Here is a 20,885-nt window from a genome sequence, read left to right on the forward strand (position 1 = left end):
TATACTTAGGGGCTTAAGAGTTATGACTTATTATAAAAACATTATAATAATTTTATTTGAAGATAATATGAAGATTTGTCGTAATATATTTAAAAAAGTTATTTTTTGTTTATTCAATTCAAAATAAAAGAGACAGTTTAGTAACTGCCCCTTAATTCATAACTCTTCTTGCGGTAATATAATCTGATCTATTGTATGGTGATATTTTAACAACATCACCAGTTCTTGGTGCATGTATATACATACCATTTCCTATATAAATCCCCATATGACTTGGACTTCCACCTTGTCCATAGAAAACTAAGTCTCCAGGTTGAAGTTCATCTCTTGAAACGGCATAACCATCTTTTATTTGATTATAAGTAGTTCTTCCAAGATTTATTCCAAAATGCCTGTACACATATTGAGTAAAACCTGAACAGTCAAAGCCTGCTGGCGTTGTGCCTCCCCACAAATAAGGTGTACCTAGAAAATTAGATGCATAAGCAACTACAGCATTACTGGAAACTGGTACAGCTCCTCTAGACGGAGTATATTTTGGTGTTGCTTTTCTTATAGCTTCAATTTGCTTTAAGGTTTCATTTAACTTAGCCTGTGAATCGTCTAGCAGAATAAGCAGGAACTTTACTTTTATCTGTTAAGCTATCAGTAGTTTTTGGTTTCTCTTTAGGTGGCTCTGGCTTAGGAGCCTTCTCCTTTTGAATAACTACTTGTGATTTTGAAACTTCAGTTTGAGTAACTTTTGGAACTGGTATGTTATTTGTATCTGCTGTATTTTCTTTTTTATCTATTTCTGGTACTACTACTTGCTGCGGTACTTCCTTTTTGCTTTCACCTTCTGTAACAGTTATGCTTTCTGACTTGTTTGATAAAGCAGGTACATCCTTAATATTTTGTGTTTTTGTAGTTAATGAAATAATAGAGCCTGCAGCAACTAAGCTTACAACTAAACATGCAGAAATTAAAATATTTTTCTTTAACTTTAAATCTAATTTTTTCATTACACATTACCCCCTCAAATTTTTTAAGATAGCGATGTTTTTTACGCTTGTTAAAAAATAAACATACTTTGCTCAAAATGTCTATATGTTTTTGAAAACTTTATAGATGTAAATTGTGGAATCAATTAATTTGTTTAAAACTTCGGCGTATATCCTGAAACTACTTTTAAATTTATCTTTAGTGGAGGTACTTTATTAAAACCAAATCCTAATGGAACTTCAAGAAGTATAAATGCTTCTGCTTGAAATCTTTGATTATCATTTAAATCAGTTGGAGCTAAAGCAGTATTAATTACATTTACCTTTAAATCTGATACTTTAAATTCTGTTTTTCCATTGGATAACTTAACATAGTAGCTTCCTTGTTTTTTAAGACCTAATAAACTACTTAACTCTGAATATATATCACCATTATCTAGTTTGCTTTCCCATTTATTATCTGAAGATAAATAGTATCCTCCACTGTAACCTTCTCTAAGGCCATTATAAACTTCATCATAGTTCGAAGCTGCAACGGAGATAATGGAAGCTTCCAATTCATCACGAACTCCCTTAGCGATCATTTGAAGTCTTAAATATTCTGATATACCACTAAATAAAATTATCATCTAAACCAAGATTATATTTTAAGTGTCTTTTAAAGGTTTTTAGTGCTTCATTTGGGTCTTTAACAATAACTATATTCTTATTAGGATCTTGTGATAATAAATCTATGTCTAAATTTTTCGTCGTAAGAGCTGCAAGATTTGATGAAACTAAGGCATCTCCTACTATCTCACTTTCTGCACTTATCTTATATTTTGTAAAGGCAAACATGCACACAATAAATAAAATATAGAATAGAAAAATTGCAGAAACCTGTATAATCAAATTACCTTTTTTCTTTTTCAACATACCACCTTCCTCTAATTCTTTGCTGTTGAAGAACGTGATATTTGAACTCTTTGAACTTCATTTACAAACTTAACACTAAAGTTCTCTATATCTATATTTCTAATTGGCTGGTCATAACTTATAAATAAAAAAACATCATCTCCATTTTTAACTTCTGTCATTGTTGTTCCTGTTAAGTCTATATTAGAGAAGCCTTGATTTGTTAGTTCACTTTTTAGTTTAATTGCATTGTCCGGAGTTAAATATCCACTGCTTTCAACCTTCAATATATACTTTCTTGCTATTTGATTTGCAGTAATGTATTTATCTGTGGTGCCTACATAATTAAGTGAAGCTATAGTTATTATAAAGAAGGATAGTATTCCTAACACAATGATTACATATTGATCAATCTCACCTTTTTTCTTTCTCACATTACCACCTTCATAATAAATACGGAGAAAATAGACTTTCTCCGTATCATAATTGTTACTATTATTTTGTTATTTGACTGTTCCTGCAAGTAAGCTGTTTATCTGTGTCTTTAATGTTCCAACGGTATCGGTCATAATATCATAAATACCATTTCTAAAATATATACATAAGCCTACTCCAAGGGCTGCTAATACTAGAGCAACTATAAGTTTATCGTCTCCTTGCTTCTTTCTTGTAAAAAAGCTATTTGCTTTGAGTTTTATATTGCTTAATCTTTCTACAGCTTTTATTTCTGTGTTTATTATTAATTCTCTCATTTTCTATCTCCTTATACTCTTAAGCTTTTACAGTTCCAGCAATTAAATTCTGAATTTGAGTTTTTAATGTGGCAACAGTGCTTGTCATTATATCGTAAATGTTATTTCTAAAATAAATGCATAGACCAACTCCTAGAGCTGCTAAAACTAAAGCAACTATGAGCTTGTCATCTCCCTTCTTTTTCTTTGTAAATAAGTTATTAAGCTTATTTCTAAATATCTTTGCCCCTTGCTGCATATTGATTGATGTATTTAATACTAATCTATTCATTAATTTCTTTATCTCCCTTTTCTTCAATATCTTATTTTTGTAGTTTAATTATTTTATAAATATTCCTGTCCAGCTTTTAATAAGTTCAGCTCCTGTAATGTAGAGTATTGTTGTCATAATACCCATATACATCAGGAGCTGAATAATATTTGCTGTACTATTTACTTTCTTAGTATCTTCCTGTATTGCTATCAGATTTCTTTCTTTTAGTGAATCTGATATATCTTCTAATGCTTCTTCTGTCTGGCCAGTTATTAGACTTTGCTTTATGGTTATAACAAAGTTATCTATCTCTGGCGAATTAAAATTGCTTTGAAAATTATCTAAAGCTTTCTCTATATTTTTAGTCATATTAATTTCTGCTGACAGCTCTGCAAGTTTCATTTTAAATCTTTTATTTGATGCTACTAGGTAACATTCTGTTAAGGCATTACCTATAAAAACTCCTGCAGAAGTTTGTATATTTAGAAGATCATAAACGTCTCCAAGCTCTAACTTAATTACTTTCATATCTTGTTTATCTTTCATCTTTAGAATAATATCTAATATAAAGTAACCAAATACAGCAGAAATAACAGCTAGAATATAATCATCACTTATAAGAAAAGCTATAAATAATATAACTGGAATTAATAGTTTTCCTATTATATATCCAAAGGGAGTCAGCTCAAGCGGATTCCCTAATTTTTTTAAGTATTTTTCTATTCTATTGTATGAAAAATATCCCTCCTCATTTTTCCTTAGATAATTATTAAACCTTTTATAGCTGTTTTTTTCTTCTTGCATATCTCCTTCTAATCTTTTAGGTGAGTAATTTTTCAGATACAAATATACTGACACCAAAATTAAAAGGAAAATTGCTAAGTTTAATACTGATACAATAATTTAAATCACCCCTTCCCCGTGATTTTCTAGTAGTTTAAATTATCTAAGGTTATAAATTTATAGGTAGCATATATTAACACTATTAAGAAATATCCTAATAGCACATTACCTACTAACGTAGTTTTAAGAGTATCTAACAAATTGCCTGAAAAAGACTGTAAAATATTTAAAGTGAAAAGTCCCATAAAAAGTGTTATGACTATTATTGACCTTCCACTATTAACAGCTTTAGTTCTTCTTTCTTTTTCCTCAAAATAATGTTTTAGAATTACTTTAGATTTTTTTATTATCTTTTCATAATTGGCTTCATGCTTAGAGCAGATTGCCAAGTTCTTAATCAGTTGCTTAAATCTTTTATTCTCTACCTTGTCTTCAAGATTTCTAAAGGCTTTATACACTGGAATTCCTTTTCTGCATTCAAAAACAAATTGTTCAAGATACTCCTTTATTGGCTCTTCAACGTAATCTATTGATTTCTCAATAATAACTACTATGTCATTGTTAGAGTTGCATAAGTTTTTAAGTGTATTTATATAAACTAATAATTGTTTATCAATTTTATTAAAAGTTCTCTTTTCCATGTATTTTAAAGTGAAAACTACTATAAATATTACAGAAGCAAAGGCTGCTATTGTATACAGCCAAAAACCAAAATATTTGTTAAATAAAAAAGCAGATACAAAAGCTAACACTAATGTACCTGCTATTAACAATTCACTTGTTATAAATGGAATTATAGTTTTTATCCTTGATCTTTCAACAAGCTCATCTATCTTATCTATAAACTTTTTATCGCTTGTTGAGCCTTCATAGAGGAATTTGGCTTCTCTTACCTTCTGCCTTTCATTATATACTTTACTCACATCGTCAAGAATTTTATTTAAATACTTCTTTTCCCTAACCTCAATAATTATTGAAATAAATAAGTAAGAGACTAAGGATAGTACTATGACCATTGCTGCATATATAATACTTATCACATTCAAATTAAACCACTTCCTTGAATTGATTTCTCTTAAATTTGCTGTACGCAATTTTATTTTTTACCTTTTCACAGCTCTCATTTAACTGTACAAACTCACCTTTATCATTGCTTATACTATATTTAAAAACAGGATTGAATATAAGGCTTTTACTCTCTTGATTAAATCCTTCTATCTCAGTAATTTCAAATATTTTAAAATCATCAATAAATATGATTGCATCAATACCACTAAGCATCTTCAGTAAATCTTCCGTTTTTAAATCTGCTGCCTTTGGAGAATATCTTATATAGTGTATGAGCTTTTCGGTAGCTTCCTTAGAACCACTGGCATGAACAGAACTTAAGGCTGTATGACCAGTAAAAATAGCATTTATCATATCCCAGGCTTCTTCACCTTTTATCTCACCGATAACAAAATAATCTAGGTCAGTTAAAAGACCCTTTACTGATAAATCTGCAAGGGTATATTGTATTTTTGACTCTCCCTTTGCGTACTTAACCCTTTGCATCATTAAATCTGGATGCTTTAAGCTGTATAGCTCCTCGGCTTCTTGAATAACTAATCCAGACCTATCAAAAGGTATTTCATCTATTAGTGCATTAAGCAAAGTTGTTTTACCAACTGCACCTTTACCACATAGGAAAAAGGTTAAATTACTTTTCATTCCTTCATGTAGGTAATTTTCTATTTTATCATCAAACATTCCTTTTGCTTTAAGCTTAGATAAATTGTCCTTATTCTTAGGGATTTTTCTTATATGCAAATATGGATACCCTACAGAGTTTACATATTCACTGGATATTGTTATTCTAAGTATAAACTTATCTGAAGAACTTTTATCAGTCATAGTTTGTATAGCTTCTTTTTCACTTAATATAGCTCCATTTTTAACTGCAACAAAGTTTATATATTCTTTTAAAGCTTCCCTCGATAGAAAGGCTACATTTGATTTCTTTCTCTTTCCTTGTTCCTTTATTCTCACATTATCATAATCAATAGTTTTAATATCACTTATAGAGTCACTGTCTATAAGCTCCTGCAGCTCCCCATACTGCCATATATATCTTTCAAAGTTTTTAAGAATAAAATCTTTATCCTTCTGGTTTAATCCGTGAGCTTTCCTATCTAAGAAGCTATAAACTTCTTTTCTAAGGATTTTTTCTTCTTCAATACCCCTTTCAACTGCATTTATAAGCTGTGGCTTCTTTATTATAAATTCATGAATCATATCATTTAGTTCTCTTGGATCTTTAGGTTGGTTTTTAGTAGCATCTTCTTTATTCTCTAGTATTTCATCTTTTAATTCATTGATATCTAAAGAATTTTTACTAAGCTGGCCATTAATAATATTTTCCTTTGCAGCTTTTTTAGTTTTATTGGCTCTGAAACTTTTTCTGAGATTATAAATAAATCCAATAGTCACCAACAAAACTATTACTAATATTAATTTGTTCATAATTTTAGAGATTCCCCCTCATCTTAATTTAGTTAATAGAACAGAAAAAAACCTTGAGATAAATATAACCTCAAGGCTTTTTTCTGCTCTATTATTTTATTATGCATTAATTCTATCTTTTCCCATTAACCGTGTCTACTCACTCCACTTTAAATTGCTACTCTTACTAAAATACCATCTTTTTTCAATTTATTCCTAAAATCATCGCCATCTGAGGTGAACATAAAAAACTCTCTAAACAGCATGAATTCAAATATTACAAGGTATTTGCTCGACGTAGTCCTACGACGCACTCCACATGCCCCGTATGTGGGAACATATCCATAAGCTCTACCTTGTCAACCTTGTATCCATAATACTTCAAAGCCTCCAAATCCTTTACCAGTGTCTTTGGATTACAGGAAACATACACTATTGACCTGGCACCAAAATCCACTACATGCTTTAATGCCTTTGGATGAACCCCAGGTCTCGGAGGATCGAGTATTATCACATCCGGTTTATCTACTAGTGTCTCTACAACCTTTGCTACATCACCAGCAATAAACTCACAATTTTCAATTCCATTTAGTTTGGCATTTTCACTGGCAGCTTTTACTGCATCTTCAATGAGCTCAACACCTACTACCTTATTTGCATCGGATGCTACTATTTGTCCTATAGTTCCAGTTCCACAATACAGATCAAATACTGTTTTAGATGATACATCTCCAAGAAATTCTTTTACTATACTGTAGAGCTTTTCTGCTCCTCTTGAATTAGTTTGAAAAAAAGCCCCTGGTGATATTTTAAATTCAAGTCCTAAAATTTCTTCTATTATATAGTCTCTTCCATAGAGTACATTTAACTTTTCTATTTTAACTATATCCGAAATAGCATCATTTAAAGTATGAAGTATTCCAACCAATTTGCCTTTAAAATTCAAGTTCAAAAGTTTTTCTTTAAATTCCCGCAGGTCAAAATCCATTTGTGATGTGGTAACCAGATTTACGAGAATTTCTCCCGTATTCTTTGCCTTCCTTATAACCAGATTTCTCAAATATCCTTTTCTACTCTTTACCTTATAATAAGGAAGCTCTTTTCCACGAAAATATTCCACTACAGCATTTAGTATCATTCTAAAATCATCATCTACCAATTTGCATTGTTCTACGTTTACAATCCCAAAGCTTTTCCCCTTTATATGCATGCCAAGATTTAGAGGTCCACCTTTTTCCGCATCTCCAAATGTAAACTCCATTTTATTTCTATATTCAAATTGCTCCGGTGCCTTTTCTATACCTGAAAATTCAAATTCAGCTATACCTGTTCTTTTAAATAGATCCATAACCTCTTTCTCTTTCAATTCCAGCTGAAGATCATGGGGTATAAACTGTGAATTGCATCCTCCACATAGTTCAAAATGGGGACATGGCACTTCTATTGCACAATCCATATTTTCCAAAATTTTTATAGATTTTGCCTCCAGATGGTCTCTCTTTTTCTTGGTAAGCCTTGCCAGAACTTTTTGGCCTGGAAAGGTATTCTTTATAAACACCTCTTTCCCATCTAACTGTGCTATACCTGTAGAAGGAAAAGAAGCATACTCTATATCAAATTCATGTACACTTCCAATTTTCAATTCTCTGTTTCCTCTCTTATGTAATTCTATTTACTGAATTTTTCTCCTAAAGTAGCTCTAAATTTGGTTTTACTCATTACAAATGGATAAAGTACCAAAACTATGATAAATACTATTATAAACATAGATTTCATATCTGCAATATAGTATCCAACTGCAAGTCTTAAAATAAGGTCAATCAGATACACTATTGCTATAGACACAACACCTGTAACTATAGTATCTATAATTGACCACTTTAATCTTTTATTAAAAAATCCAGATTTATTTTGATCCACATCTTGACTATCCACTTTACTTATTTTAGAAAAGTCATCTTTTTTTACAGTGCTTTCTTTTTTTTCATTCTTCTGATTTTGAGGGATATCTTTAATTTTATCTTTCTCTTTTTTCTGTTGTTTTGGAATATTGTTTACCTCTTGTTTTTTAACTTGTTGTTTCTTGTCTTCTTCTTTTTTAACTTCTTTCTTTTTGGTTTCTTCCTTCTTAACCTCTTCCTTAACTTCTTGCTTTTTAACTTCCTCTTTATTATCTTCTGATTGCTTTGTCTCTTCTATCTTTGCCTTTTTAGTTTCTTCAAGTTTTTTCTTCTCTTTTAGATTTTTGTTTTTCAATTCTTCAAAGAACTGTTTCTTTGCTTCTTTTTCATCTATTATAATCTTATCTTTATTTTCACTATCTTCTGCCATAATATACCTCCTAATAATTATTTTATCCAACTTTATATTTAAATATGAATTTGTCATAGTAAAAAGTTCTATACCACATATATTATGCTACACTAGAACATTTATGTAAATAGATATGAAGAAATCCTTTCATTTTATTAACAATTCATTTACAACTGTATATATAAGACTTATAATCTATATTATGTATATTTTGTAATTTAAATTGATATTATATTTTGGAGGATATATATGAGAAGCTTTATAGATGTAATTATTTTTATTATAATACTGCCATGTAAATTATTAATATATGCTCATCAGATAAATTCAAACTCTTTCTCTGTCAAATCCCTTTTAATGCCTATAATTGCTTCAGTACTTGTTTTCCTAGCTATAGGACTTTTGTTAAAAGCAGCTCATCGTTTTAAGTTTCTATATATATGCAATTTAATAATAAGCATTTTAATCATATGTGACTTGAATTATTTCAGATATTTTAAGGATATAATATCGATTCCAGTAATTATAAACAGTGTGGAATTAGGGGCAGTTGGTTCCAGTGTAAAAAGTTTGATTAAATACAGTGATTTTTTATATTTAGCAGACTTGGCAATAATTCCGTTTATAAACAGATACATGAACAATACAAAAAAGATAAGCAAATTTCCATCTGTAATTTTATTGATTATATGCGTTTTAATAAATTTCAAATACTTTTATAAATTGTCCAGGGAACAGCCAAGACTTTTAACAACTATGTACAATAAAGTGTATATAACAAACTCTTTAGGTGTTTTAAACTATCATTATATAGATATATACAATACAGCATACAACAAGATAAACAGGCTAGCACCTATTTCAAAAAATAAAATATCTAATATACAGAATTTTATAAACAGCAATAAATCTTCTGAGAAAAATTTTCATGGAAGCTATGAAGGTAAAAATTTAATCATGATACAAGTTGAAGCTCTACAGGGCTTTGTTATAAACAGTTCTATCAACGGAAGAGAAATAACTCCAAATCTAAATAAATGGATAAAAAGCTCTGAATACTTTGATAATTTTTATTATCAAGTTGCTGCAGGAGGAACTTCTGATGCAGAATTCATGACCAATAATTCACTATATCCAGCTCAATCGGGTGCAGTATATTTTTTATACTCTGGAAATACATTTGACTCCATGCCAAAAGCTTTCTATAATAAGGGATATGACACTGCTGCACTTCACGGATTCAGAGAAAATTTCTGGAATAGAAACGTAATGTATAAAAATTTTGACTTTAAACACTTCTATGGTGAAAAAAGTTTTAAAAAAGATGAAATTATAGGACTTGGCTTAAGCGACAGATCATTTTTAAATCAATCCATAGATAAATTAGATAATTTAAAAAGTCCATTTTATGCTTTTTTAATTACATTAAGCAGTCATTTTCCCTATGATGATGTAAAACAATATGGTAATTTTGACGTTGGCAATTTAGAAGATACTCTTATGGGAAATTACATAAAATCCATACATTATACAGATGAACAACTTGGAATGTTCTTGGATAAATTAAACAAAAGTGGGCTATTAAATAATTCTGTAATTGTACTTTATGGAGACCATTATGCAATCCCTAAAAATAAAGAGAATTTATTTTTAAAATTTTATAACAAGAGTTCAATTTCAGATGTCGACTGGATAAAGCTGCAGAAAGTTCCACTTATAATTCACTTCCCTGATGGTGCATTAAAGAGAATAAATCATACAAACTCAGGTGAAATGGATATTTACCCAACCATGGCAAATCTATTCAATCTACCTCAAAAATATATGATTGGAAAAGATTTATTCAATAGCACTCGAGGAAAAATAATTTACAGAAATGGTTCTTTTATAGATGGAAACTATTATTATATGTCAGAAAACAACACCTATTACAACACGAAAACAGGCTCTAAAATTCCTGAAACCAAAACACTGTTGGAGAAAAGGCAGTCTGTACTCGATGAACTTGAGTACTCGGACAGTATATTAAAACACAATCTTATTAAAAAATTAGACGAAAAATAAAGGATGATTATTACATGACAACATTAGTCTTTTTATGTGCAGCTGGTTTCATTGCAGCTTTTGTAGATTCTATTGCAGGAGGCGGCGGTATAATAAGTCTGCCGGCTTTCATATTCGCAGGTATACCACCTCATCTAGCCCTTGGAACAAACAAATTCTCTTCATCCTGTGCATCATTTACAAGTTCATTAAAATTTGCAAGGTCAGGGAAAGTTGATTTTAAAATATTAAAATTTTTAGTACCATTTACTCTTATAGGTGCAGCAGCAGGAGCCAGAACAGTCCTTAGCATAAATGCCAAATATTTAAACTCCATAGTACTTATACTCCTTCTTATAGTAAGCATATACAGTTTATTTTCAAAAAATGTAGGTTTAAAGGATAATTTCAAATCCACTACTAGAAAGACATTGTTTATTGGGATGCTATTTGCTGCTGCCTTAGGTTTTTATGATGGTTTCCTTGGACCTGGGACAGGCTCTTTTTTAATATTTGGACTTATATCCATATATAAATTTGATTTCCTACGCTCTGCTGGTAATGCAAAATTTCTAAACTTTATAAGTAATATAACCGCTCTCATTGTATTTATAGTAAACAGACAGATTGATTATAAACTTGGAATACCTGTAGCAATTTGTATGATTATAGGCGCAAGATTTGGTACCAAACTAGCACTTGTAAAGGGTTCAAAAATTATAAAGCCAATATTTATAACAGTATCATTATGCCTTGCTGTAAAAATAGTCTATGGAATTATATACTAGTATAATTCCATAGACTTTATAATTTAATCCAATTGTTTAATTAAATTTGCCATTTCAATGGCAGCCATAGCTCCATCATAGCCTTTATTTCCTGACTTGGTTCCTGCTCTTTCTATAGCTTGTTCTATATTATCAGTAGTAAGAACACTAAATATAACCGGCATATTTGCTTCAAGTGAAACACTTGCTACACCTTTTGAAACTTCATTTGATACATAGTCAAAGTGAGGAGTGGCACCTCTTATTACTGCTCCAAGACAAATAACTGCATCATATTTTCCTGATAGAGCCATTTTCTTTGAAATCAAAGGTATCTCAAATGCTCCTGGAACCCAGCTGATATTTATATTTTCATCATCTGCTCCATGACGCCTCAGGCAGTCAAGTGCCCCTTCAAGTAATTTACCACTTATAAATTCATTAAATCTTGCAATTACTATTCCAATCTTTAAATTCTCTGCAGTTAACTTTCCTTCATAAGTTTTCATGTATAAATCCTCCATTTTTATATTTTAGCTTCTATAATTTCAATAGATGCCCCATTTTTTCTTTTTTGGTTTCCATGTATTTATGATTTTCTTTTGAACAATTCATTTCAATAGGTACTCTTTCAACTATCTGGAGACCATAATCTGAAAGTCCCTCTATCTTTTTAGGATTATTAGTTAAAAGTCTCATTTTTCTTATACCAATATCCTGAAGTATCTGAGCGCCTATATAATATTCCCTCATGTCTGCTGGAAAACCAAGAGCTAAATTTGCTTCTACAGTATCCATTCCACCGTCTTGAAGATTGTAAGCTTTTATTTTATTCAAAATTCCTATTCCCCTGCCTTCCTGATTCATATATAGGAGAACTCCCTTACCTTCTTTTTGAATTTGTTTTAGGGAAGCTTTAAGCTGATCACCGCAATCGCATCTAAGCGAATGGAATACATCGCCTGTAAGACATTCTGAATGTACTCTTACAAGAGTATTTTCATTTTCAAAATTTTCGCCTTTTACAAGGCACACATGCTGTTCACCATTCAATATGTTCTCATAACCTATTATTTTAAATTCTCCAAATTCAGTTGGGAGTTTGGCTGAAGCAACTCTCTTCACCAGTTTTTCATGTTTTTTTCTATATGCTATTAAGTCCACTATAGTAATTATCTTTATATCATGCTCCTTTGAAAAGTCCATCAAGTCGTCTCTTCTCGCCATAGTTCCATCATCTTTTATTATTTCACATATTGCAGCCGCACCTTTAAAGCCTGAAAGTTTAGCCAAGTCAACTGAAGCTTCAGTATGACCAGTTCTATCAAATACTCCATTTTTCTTTGCTATTAAAGGGAATACATGTCCAGGTCTTCTAAAATCATCACTGCAATCTGATGAAGCAATCATATTAATAGTATGAGCTCTTTCAAATGCTGATATTCCAGTTGTAGTATCTTTATAATCTACACTTACTGTAAATGCAGTTTCATGGTTGTCTGTATTCTTTTCAACCATAGGATTCAACCCAAGTTTTACTGCTATTTCTTCTTCAACTGGAGCACACAAAAGTCCTTTTGCATATTTGATCATGAAGTTAATATTTTCTCCAGTTGCATTTTCAGCAGGTATAACCAGGTCTCCTTCATTTTCCCTTCCCTCGTCATCTACAACTATAACCATTTTCCCATTTTTAATATCCTCTATTGCATCCTCTATAGGACTAAATTTATAACTCATGTTTTTTCCTCCCTCAAAATATTATTTTACATAAACCCATATTTAGTTAACATATTTGAATCTATATTTGATTTATTCTTGACTTGTTCATTTGAATTTGAGATCATCTTTTCAACAAATTTACCTATCAAATCACATTCTATATTTATTACATCCCCTACTTTTTTATAATGTAAAATGGTTTCTCCTTTAGTGTGTGGAATCAAAGATACGCTAAAACTCTTTTCACTTAAATCTGCTACAGTAAGACTAACCCCATCTAATGCCACTGATCCTTTTAATACTATATACTTCAATAAATCAGATGAAGTTTCAATTTCAAGCCATGTGGATATGTCTTCATCATGTATGTTGACTATACTTCCAGTTCCATCTATATGGCCGCTCACTATATGTCCTCCAAGTCTATCCCCTATTCTAAGCGCTCTTTCAAGATTTACCATACTCCCCATTTTTGCATTTCCAAGATTGCTCATCCTAAGAGTTTCTGCCATTACATCTACTGTAAAGCAATCTTCTTTAAAATCTATTGCAGTAACACAAGTTCCATTTACAGCAATGCTGTCACCTAATTTTGCATCATCCAGCACTTTTTCAGCTTTTATGGTAATCTGTGAGGAATTTGTCCCCTTTGATATTTTCAGAACTTTACCAATTTCCTCTACTAAGCCAGTAAACAAAATCATTACCCCCCTTTTTATAAATAATAAATAACAAATATCAAATAACAATTACTGTTGCTTGTCTATATAAGCTTTAATCATAATATCCTGCCCAATATTTTCTACAGTCACTTCTTTCACTTTTACAGACTCATTTAATTCTTCAAATCCATCACCTTCTACAGATGTTTTAGCATTTCTTCCTCCAATTAATTTTGGTGCTATAAAATAAAATACCTTGTCCACAACTTGACACTGCAATGCTGAAAAATTTAAACTTCCTCCACCTTCCAGAAGTATACTATCTATACCATGCTCGCCTAATTTTCTGATAAGATATTTCAAGTCAACCCTTCCATATCCATCTTTGGAACATATAAGTACATTTACACCCATACTCAACAACTGCTTTGATTTTTCCCTATCGAAATCCTCGGTACATGCAACTATAATTTCCCTATCTTTTATAGTAGTAAATATTTTAGAATCAACTGGAATTCTAAGCTTGGAATCTACAATTACAGCTTTTGGACTCTTGCAATTTTCCTTTAGTCTTGTAGTTAAAAGTGGATTATCTGCAATTACTGTGCCTATTCCAACCATAATTGCCATAACTCTGTTTCTTATCTCATGAACTTTCAACCTGGACTCTTCTCCAGTTATCCACTTCGACTTTCCTGCTGAAGTAGCTATTTTTCCGTCCAAACTAACTGCAGATTTCAAAATTACAAATGGTGTCTTGTTGATTATATAATTTATAAATATTTCATTCATCTTGATAACCTTGTCGGCCATAACTCCTGTTACAACTTCAACATTTGCATCCTTCAGAATTTTTACTCCTTTGCCGGATACTAAAGGATTAGGGTCTATTGCTCCTATTACAACCCTCTTTATACCTGCTTTTACTATAGCTTTTGCACAAGGGGGAGTTTTTCCATAGTGGGAACATGGCTCTAAAGTTACATATATGTCTGCACCTTTTGCCTTTTCCCCTGCCTCTTTTAATGCATAAATTTCAGCATGAGGTCCTCCAAAAAATTTATGATAGCCAGCTCCTATAATCTCACCATTATTTACGACTACAGCTCCAACAAGTGGATTGGGATTTACAAATCCACTGCCTCTTGAAGCTAGTTTAAGTGCTATTTTCATATAGTGCTCATCTATTTCTTTATTTTCCATTAAATTCACTTCCACTCTGTTTGATGAATTTTCTTGAATTTCTATAAAAATATAACAGTATATATGTAAAATTATATACATTTTCTATTATTTAATGGTTGAATTCAAAAATCCCCTGAAGTAAAAACCTTCAGGGGATAATAATATGCGAATTTAATAAATCAAATTCAACTCTTACTTTCTTTCATCCAGACTTTACTGTCGGTACTGGAATTAAACCAGTTCATGCTTCTAAAAGCTTGCGGACTATACCGCCGATCGGGAATTTCACCCTGCCCCGAAAGTTATTTATTAAGTTTTGTTTATGTTTTCAATATAAACCTTTTTCTTTATATTGTCAACAATAAATTTAAAATTTTATACTTTTCTCGGCTATAATATTTACATCTGTATTCAAAATATTCTTGATTATTATATCGCCACATTTAATTGGAGGAGTAGCCCTAACTTTATTAATTTCTTTCATTGCTTCAAACAATATATCTTTTGATATGCTTATATCTGAACGAACAGGCAATAAAATCCTATTGCTGTTATTAATTTTTACTGTTGAAGTTAAGATTCTTTTAGGATCTTTTATTTCCTGTAATGCATAACTCTTTCCTCTATTACATTTTTGACCTTTTATTTCTGCTATCTTATTATTTTGTAATGTTACAGTTAACTTACATCCATTTGGACATACTATGCAATATAGATCATTTACCTCCAATTATAAAACCTCCTCTACGTCAATTTCTATATCATTTTGATATTTGTTTGCAATATCTTTAGTTAATATAATCTGTTCCATTTTGCTTGGTTTTAAATTTAGAATTTTAGTTTCAAATATTTTTTTATCATCTGACTTTAAAACTATTTTACCCTTCAATGGTTTTCCTACCCTAAACTTAACTTTAACAGGTAAATCTATCTCCTTTGCTATAAGATTAGGTACAGTGTATCTTACATTCTTAATCGATATTATTTTTCTATTATAAACATTTGATTCTTCTTCAGATTTAGCATACTTAACTGATCTTAAACCTGCCTCTTCTGATTCTAATGTCACATTATCTACAAGGTCATGTACATGTAATACATTTCCACAGGCAAATATCCCAGGTATATTAGTTTGAAGTTTATTATCAACAATAGGTCCATTTGTTATAGGATTTATTCTTATTCCAGCTTTTTCAGAAAGCTCATTTTCCGGTATTAATCCAACTGATAGTAATAAAGAATCACAATTTATAAATTTCTCAGTTTCTTTAATAGGCCTCATTAATTTATCAACTTTTGAAACCATGATCCCATCTATTCTATCTTTTCCAAATATTTTTGTCACAGTTGTAGAAAGATATAATGGAATATTAAAATCCTCAAGACACTGCCTTATATTTCTGTAGAGTCCATTAGGATATGGCATTACTTCATAAACTCCTAAAACCTTTATTCCCTCTAATGTTAATCTTCTTGCCATTATTAATCCTATATCTCCAGATCCTAAAATTACAGCTTTTGTTCCAGGTTTTAAATTCCTTATATTTATATACCGCTGTGCCTGACCTGCCGTCATTACTCCAGATGGTCTGTACCCTGGTATTTTTATGGCACCTGCTGTCCTTTCTCTACATCCCATAGACAACACTATTGATTTCGCTTCTACATTTATTACTCCATTTTCATTAACTGCAATAATGTTTTTATTTTCATCTATATCTATTACCATAGTATTCAAATAGACTTTTACTTTTGACTCACTCAACTTGTCTATAAATCTTTGAGCATATTCAGGTCCTGTCAATTCCTTTTTAAAATAACTTAATCCAAATCCACTGTGTATGCATTGATTAAGTATTCCGCCAAGTTCATCATTTCTTTCAAAGATTGCCACTTCTGCTCCATGTTCCCATGCTTTCAAAGCAGCTGCTAATCCCGCTGGCCCACCACCTACAACTACCACATCATAATAGAATGTATCCATAAAAAACGTCTCCTTTAGTCTGAGGATCTGCCTTAATTTTATTTAAATGAAGTTTGTCCAGTAATATATCTAAAACTATTGCAAAGGGTGCCGCTCCTATTGTGTGTAATGCAGAAATTGTACATCTTGGATAGTTATAGTAAGTCGACCATCTCTTCTGTGTCAATTCAGTACAAAGCAAAGTATAAAGCGTAAGTATAATCATGCATCCAAGTGCAAGAAATATATTTTTAGTTAGTAAATATATTATGGATCCCCAAACCATATAAGAATAATTATTCCATAGATCTGCTGCTTGAAATACATCTGTCCATTTCACCAAAAATAATATAACTTGCAATAATATACAGAGTCCTAAATAAATCATTCCAACATTAGTGGAATAAGCAACTATTGAAGTAGTCTGCCAACCCATATCAATAGCAGGAAGGTGTATTCCTGTGCTTGATACCATGGATCTAACCAAAGGAGTAATAATGGGTATAAATGAATTAATAAACTAAATCCTTCAAGTCCTACTCCTGCAAACAATGCAGATTGAAAAGCTCTTTTCCTGTTACATTTCATAACCCTTGCGATTATATATAACATTATTGGAACAAAAATATATGCACCAAATGAATCAAAAACTCTTTTCAATGCTTCAAAAAACATAAGATCTCCTCCTAATTATTTGAATCTAACCCATCTATGACTTTATATATCTCCTCCATAACTTCATCTTCACCAAATCCTGTCAAATAGCCTATGCCATCGATTATTGGAATATCGTAACTCTGGGTAACTGGTGTAAGTGCCACTATAAAATCATAACTGCCTGAACTCATAATTCCCTCAAGTTGCCCTGGATTAGCCTCTGTTGCTTCTACCTGATAACCTTTTTCATCTTCAATTTGATTTTTTAATTTATTTGCCACCATTGTTGAACTTACAACTCCTGAGCCACATACTGTAATAATTTTTATTTGTCTCATTACTAACACTCCTTATTTTCAATTTTTTAACTAATAGCGCAAAACTGTAATACTTCTAGAACTTTATCTACAGATTCCGCATCTTTTAACCTATTAAGCAATTCTCCGTTTTGAATTAAAAGCATTAAGTTTTTTAATAACATAAGCTGATTATTAGGGTCTTTTATAGCCAAAAGGAATACAACATTTACGCTCAATTTTTTATTTATATTCCCCATCATACTAAATTCTACTGGATTTTTCAGCGTAGCTATGGCCATACATGATTTATTAACATGTATGCTATCAGTATGAGGAATTGCAACACACATACCTTCACTTGGAAGTCCTGTTGGAAATATTTTTTCTCGTTCTATAACAGCATTTATATAAGTATCTTTTACACTTTTCTGTTTATACATTAAACTTCCTAATATTTCTATTACATCACTAAATTTTTCAGCATCTAAACTAATCTTTACCAATTCTTTATTAAGTATATCCACATTCATCACCTTACTGTCCATATTTTTTTTTAACATTTTTTTTAATAAGATTACATTCATCTTCCGAGATTATACTCAAAACACCTATCTGTTTTGCATAAAATGCTTTTTTAGCACTTTCCTCTACTATTATTGAATTAATAAATGCTTCATTTATATCCTTTCCGACTGAAATGGTGCCATGATTTTTTAACAATATAGCATTGCTATCTTTTAGTGTTGCAGCAGCTACTTCCCCTAATTCTCTAGTTTCCTGAGTTTTATAAGGAGCACATCTTATTGGTCCACCTATAAGAGATGAAAGTTCTGAAGAAATACATGGTATATCCATGCCACAGCAAGCCCATGATGTAGCCATAGTTGAATGAGTATGGATTATGCCAAATACATCTTGTCGTTTTTTATAGATTGCACAATGCATTAATATCTCTGTAGATGGTTTTTTATTTCCATCAATTACTTCTCCATGTAAATTAGCAACCACAATATCTTCAGGTTTTAAGTCCTCATAATTTATTCCACTTGGAGTAATACATATATAATCTGTCTCTTTATCTCTAATGCTAAAATTTCCGAAAGTCAATGTGACAAGCTCTTTTTCTTGCACCTTCAATGCTATTTCTATTACTTTCTTCCTATTGTCTTCTAATAACATTAGCAATCCCCCTTATCATAATTATTTTTTATAACTACCACCTTCCTAAATCCTTGCTATTAATGTTTATATCTCATCATTTCTGATTAATACTTTTATAGGTATCTATGATATCTTTCCAATAATCAACACTCTCCTTTAGCGAGGAAATAATTATATTGTCATTTAATCCAATTGGCTTAAAAAATAACTCCATTGTAAGATAAATTTCTCTTATGTTGGTTTTTACTACTTCATCTATAACCTTTTTTCCATCTATAATTCCATCATTATTATTTTCCTTAGTAAATGCAGCATGTAAACTAGCTCCTTTTTTAGTTTGCTGTAAATGAAGGACTTTCGAATATTTAAGAAGTTCCCTGATCCATGCATAAGTATCACCATCGGCAGGATCCGATGAATTGATGTTTAAATGTCCTACATCCAAATTTAAGTATATTGGAATATCTGATGAAGCATTTAATTTATTATAAATATATTTTGTTTCTTCAATAGTACTTGGATATTCTCTAGGTATAGACATAGGTTCTATAAGTAAATATTTAAGCCCATTTTGTTTGGCATAAACAGAAAGCTCTGACATAATATCTACATACTCATCTAGAAGTTGATTCTTCCTTTTTTCATTTTTTATGTCTGCCATACTAAATGCACCTACATATACACCCATCGATTCAGATCCAATTAATGATGTTTCATATATTCCTTTTTTGTACCAGGATATAAACGATTTTTTTATTTTTTTATCTGGATGCAACAAGAAATTAGATTGATGAGATATAGCTCCTGTTGCTGTACTTTGAATTATAATTCCTTTTTTCTTAGAATATTCTCTTATTTCATAGCATTTTTCATCTCTCACTTTTTGTTCAATTATTACGGGATCCAATAAATCAAAATAAAACTGTACATACTTTATTTTTAAATCATCAGCTATTATATCCATCCACTCTTTAGTAAGAGGATATCTGTTAAGGGCAAAACTAGTATTCATTCCAAGCCTAATGTCAGTCATTAAAATCACCTTTCCATCTTATAAATTATTTAAATTGACAACCTTTTCTACCATATTCCTAAAATTCTCAGGTTTTAGTCCGAATCTTCCGATAAAAAATCCATCTATATTTTCTTTTATAGCTAATTTTTCAATATTATTTATACTTACTGATCCTCCATAAATTATTCTTATATTTTCAGATACATTTCTTCCATAATTTTTTTGAATTTCATTTCTTATAAAGCTGTGCACTTGTTCAACATAATTACTATCCGCTGATTCCTGCTTACCTATGGCCCATACAGGTTCATAAGCAAGTATCACATTTTTCATATTTTCTTCATTCAACTTATCTAAGGCCCATAGAACTTGATCTTTTAACTTTATACTTGAAATTTTTTTAATTTTATCGTTTTCATTTTCGCCAATACATACTACTGGCATCATATTATATTTAAACGCAAGTCTTACCTTTTTGTTAACATCTTCATTTGTTTCATTAAAATAAGCCCTTCTCTCAGCATGTCCAATCTCTACATAAGAACTTCCCAATTCTTTTAATATTAATGGTGGTACTTCTCCTGTAAAAGCTCCCTTTTCTTCATAACACATATTTTGCCCGCCATAACCAATATTCGAGTCTTCGAATATTTTAGCTACATATGATATTAACGGAAATGTGGGTAAAATAAACATTTCAACTTTTTCTTCATTTCCCACATAATTTCTTATTTTTCTCGCTGTCTCCATTCCAATATCAAGTGAATTTATATGCATTTTCCAACTTGAGGCTACTATTGGTTTTCTCATATTAGATACTCCTTTTTTAAATATTATATTTATAACAGCCATGGTAAACGTCTACAATATGACGATTTCAATATTAATTAAACTG

26 protein-coding genes, 1 pseudogene and 1 riboswitch are annotated in these 20,885 nt (G+C 30.7%); of the genes and pseudogenes, 2 read left to right on the plus strand and 25 right to left on the minus strand.

Translation table 11 applies throughout. The features are described 5' to 3' along the window. Positions 1-151: 151 nt before the first annotated feature. The 12 genes and pseudogenes from KM800_RS08155 to KM800_RS08210 form a co-directional block, all read right to left on the minus strand. Positions 152-508: pseudogene (locus tag KM800_RS08155) on the minus strand (C40 family peptidase); the annotation flags it as partial. Between the two features lie 79 nt (positions 509-587). Next, a complete protein-coding gene (locus KM800_RS08160; protein WP_217812631.1) occupies positions 588-1,001 on the minus strand; it encodes a DUF6550 family protein in 414 nt (137 codons plus the stop codon). 134 nt (positions 1,002-1,135) lie between these two features. Next, positions 1,136-1,537, minus strand: a complete 402-nt coding sequence (locus tag KM800_RS08165) for a hypothetical protein (RefSeq protein WP_254906497.1) — start codon at positions 1,535-1,537, stop codon at positions 1,136-1,138. Between the two features lie 55 nt (positions 1,538-1,592). Continuing rightward, positions 1,593-1,895, minus strand: coding sequence for a hypothetical protein (locus KM800_RS08170; protein ID WP_217812690.1), 303 nt, complete (start codon positions 1,893-1,895; stop codon positions 1,593-1,595). Between the two features lie 11 nt (positions 1,896-1,906). Continuing rightward, a complete protein-coding gene (locus KM800_RS08175) occupies positions 1,907-2,308 on the minus strand; it encodes a hypothetical protein (protein WP_217812632.1) in 402 nt (133 codons plus the stop codon). A gap of 69 nt (positions 2,309-2,377) precedes the next feature. After that, on the minus strand, positions 2,378-2,626 hold the full coding sequence (locus KM800_RS08180) for a hypothetical protein (protein WP_217812633.1): 249 nt from the start codon (positions 2,624-2,626) through the stop codon (positions 2,378-2,380). Between the two features lie 19 nt (positions 2,627-2,645). Next, positions 2,646-2,897 carry a hypothetical protein gene (locus tag KM800_RS08185; RefSeq protein ID WP_217812634.1) on the minus strand — a complete coding sequence of 84 codons (252 nt, stop codon included), beginning with the start codon at positions 2,895-2,897 and terminating at the stop codon, positions 2,646-2,648. A 48-nt stretch (positions 2,898-2,945) separates the two neighbouring features. After that, complete coding sequence (locus tag KM800_RS08190; RefSeq protein ID WP_217812635.1) at positions 2,946-3,683, minus strand: type II secretion system F family protein; 738 nt, start codon at positions 3,681-3,683, stop codon at positions 2,946-2,948. A 125-nt stretch (positions 3,684-3,808) separates the two neighbouring features. Then, positions 3,809-4,768 carry a type II secretion system F family protein gene (locus tag KM800_RS08195; protein WP_217812636.1) on the minus strand — a complete coding sequence of 320 codons (960 nt, stop codon included), beginning with the start codon at positions 4,766-4,768 and terminating at the stop codon, positions 3,809-3,811. A 1-nt stretch (position 4,769) separates the two neighbouring features. Further along, positions 4,770-6,224, minus strand: coding sequence for an ATPase, T2SS/T4P/T4SS family (locus KM800_RS08200; RefSeq protein WP_217812637.1), 1,455 nt, complete (start codon positions 6,222-6,224; stop codon positions 4,770-4,772). A 256-nt stretch (positions 6,225-6,480) separates the two neighbouring features. Next, positions 6,481-7,845 carry a 23S rRNA (uracil(1939)-C(5))-methyltransferase RlmD gene (rlmD, locus tag KM800_RS08205; RefSeq protein WP_217812638.1) on the minus strand — a complete coding sequence of 455 codons (1,365 nt, stop codon included), beginning with the start codon at positions 7,843-7,845 and terminating at the stop codon, positions 6,481-6,483. A gap of 26 nt (positions 7,846-7,871) precedes the next feature. Continuing rightward, positions 7,872-8,534, minus strand: a complete 663-nt coding sequence (locus tag KM800_RS08210; RefSeq protein ID WP_217812639.1) for an RDD family protein — start codon at positions 8,532-8,534, stop codon at positions 7,872-7,874. A gap of 231 nt (positions 8,535-8,765) precedes the next feature. Here KM800_RS08210 and KM800_RS08215 point away from each other — a divergent pair, with 231 nt between their 5' ends. Both KM800_RS08215 and KM800_RS08220 read left to right on the plus strand, forming a co-directional pair. Then, positions 8,766-10,580: an LTA synthase family protein gene (locus KM800_RS08215; protein ID WP_217812640.1), complete on the plus strand. Its 1,815-nt coding sequence runs from the start codon at positions 8,766-8,768 to the stop codon at positions 10,578-10,580. A gap of 14 nt (positions 10,581-10,594) precedes the next feature. After that, positions 10,595-11,347: a sulfite exporter TauE/SafE family protein gene (locus tag KM800_RS08220; protein ID WP_017894864.1), complete on the plus strand. Its 753-nt coding sequence runs from the start codon at positions 10,595-10,597 to the stop codon at positions 11,345-11,347. 23 nt (positions 11,348-11,370) lie between these two features. Here KM800_RS08220 and ribE (KM800_RS08225) read toward each other — a convergent pair whose 3' ends face one another. From ribE (KM800_RS08225) to tpiA, 13 genes are all read right to left on the minus strand, one after another. Then, on the minus strand, positions 11,371-11,835 hold the full coding sequence (ribE, locus tag KM800_RS08225) for a 6,7-dimethyl-8-ribityllumazine synthase (protein ID WP_017752467.1): 465 nt from the start codon (positions 11,833-11,835) through the stop codon (positions 11,371-11,373). Between the two features lie 31 nt (positions 11,836-11,866). Beyond that, on the minus strand, positions 11,867-13,066 hold the full coding sequence (locus KM800_RS08230; RefSeq protein ID WP_217812641.1) for a bifunctional 3,4-dihydroxy-2-butanone-4-phosphate synthase/GTP cyclohydrolase II: 1,200 nt from the start codon (positions 13,064-13,066) through the stop codon (positions 11,867-11,869). Positions 13,067-13,092: 26 nt separating this feature from the next. Beyond that, positions 13,093-13,746: a riboflavin synthase gene (ribE, locus tag KM800_RS08235; protein ID WP_017894863.1), complete on the minus strand. Its 654-nt coding sequence runs from the start codon at positions 13,744-13,746 to the stop codon at positions 13,093-13,095. A gap of 51 nt (positions 13,747-13,797) precedes the next feature. Further along, a complete protein-coding gene (gene ribD, locus KM800_RS08240) occupies positions 13,798-14,913 on the minus strand; it encodes a bifunctional diaminohydroxyphosphoribosylaminopyrimidine deaminase/5-amino-6-(5-phosphoribosylamino)uracil reductase RibD (RefSeq protein WP_217812642.1) in 1,116 nt (371 codons plus the stop codon). A 172-nt stretch (positions 14,914-15,085) separates the two neighbouring features. Further along, positions 15,086-15,202: riboswitch (FMN riboswitch) on the minus strand. 60 nt (positions 15,203-15,262) lie between these two features. Next, entirely contained in the window at positions 15,263-15,625 is a 363-nt protein-coding gene (locus KM800_RS08245) for a DUF1667 domain-containing protein (RefSeq protein ID WP_217812643.1), read from the minus strand. Then, positions 15,626-16,879 (minus strand): NAD(P)/FAD-dependent oxidoreductase, encoded by a 1,254-nt coding sequence (locus KM800_RS08250; RefSeq protein WP_017752462.1) that lies wholly within the window; start codon positions 16,877-16,879, stop codon positions 15,626-15,628. Beyond that, entirely contained in the window at positions 16,860-17,333 is a 474-nt protein-coding gene (locus KM800_RS15485) for a PTS transporter subunit IIC (protein ID WP_254906498.1), read from the minus strand. Before KM800_RS15485 ends, KM800_RS08250 begins: the two co-directional genes overlap by 20 nt. Next, positions 17,270-17,533, minus strand: a complete 264-nt coding sequence (locus KM800_RS15490; protein ID WP_254906499.1) for a hypothetical protein — start codon at positions 17,531-17,533, stop codon at positions 17,270-17,272. The genes KM800_RS15485 and KM800_RS15490 overlap by 64 nt, the downstream gene beginning before the upstream one ends. Positions 17,534-17,544: 11 nt before the next feature. Further along, positions 17,545-17,853: a PTS sugar transporter subunit IIB gene (locus KM800_RS08260; RefSeq protein ID WP_017752459.1), complete on the minus strand. Its 309-nt coding sequence runs from the start codon at positions 17,851-17,853 to the stop codon at positions 17,545-17,547. A 26-nt stretch (positions 17,854-17,879) separates the two neighbouring features. Beyond that, positions 17,880-18,344 carry a PTS sugar transporter subunit IIA gene (locus KM800_RS08265; RefSeq protein ID WP_254906500.1) on the minus strand — a complete coding sequence of 155 codons (465 nt, stop codon included), beginning with the start codon at positions 18,342-18,344 and terminating at the stop codon, positions 17,880-17,882. Between the two features lie 4 nt (positions 18,345-18,348). Then, positions 18,349-18,993, minus strand: coding sequence for a class II aldolase/adducin family protein (locus KM800_RS08270; RefSeq protein ID WP_017752457.1), 645 nt, complete (start codon positions 18,991-18,993; stop codon positions 18,349-18,351). 76 nt (positions 18,994-19,069) lie between these two features. Further along, positions 19,070-20,008 carry a sugar phosphate isomerase/epimerase family protein gene (locus tag KM800_RS08275; protein ID WP_217812645.1) on the minus strand — a complete coding sequence of 313 codons (939 nt, stop codon included), beginning with the start codon at positions 20,006-20,008 and terminating at the stop codon, positions 19,070-19,072. An 18-nt stretch (positions 20,009-20,026) separates the two neighbouring features. After that, the gene (gene tpiA, locus KM800_RS08280) at positions 20,027-20,800 is read right to left on the minus strand and encodes a triose-phosphate isomerase (RefSeq protein WP_217812646.1); all 774 of its coding nucleotides are present in this window, start codon (positions 20,798-20,800) and stop codon (positions 20,027-20,029) included. Between the last annotated feature and the right edge of the window lie 85 nt (positions 20,801-20,885).

Origin of the sequence: Clostridium tyrobutyricum, assembly GCF_019144085.1 — a bacterium.
Taxonomy (GTDB): domain Bacteria; phylum Bacillota; class Clostridia; order Clostridiales; family Clostridiaceae; genus Clostridium_B; species Clostridium_B tyrobutyricum_A.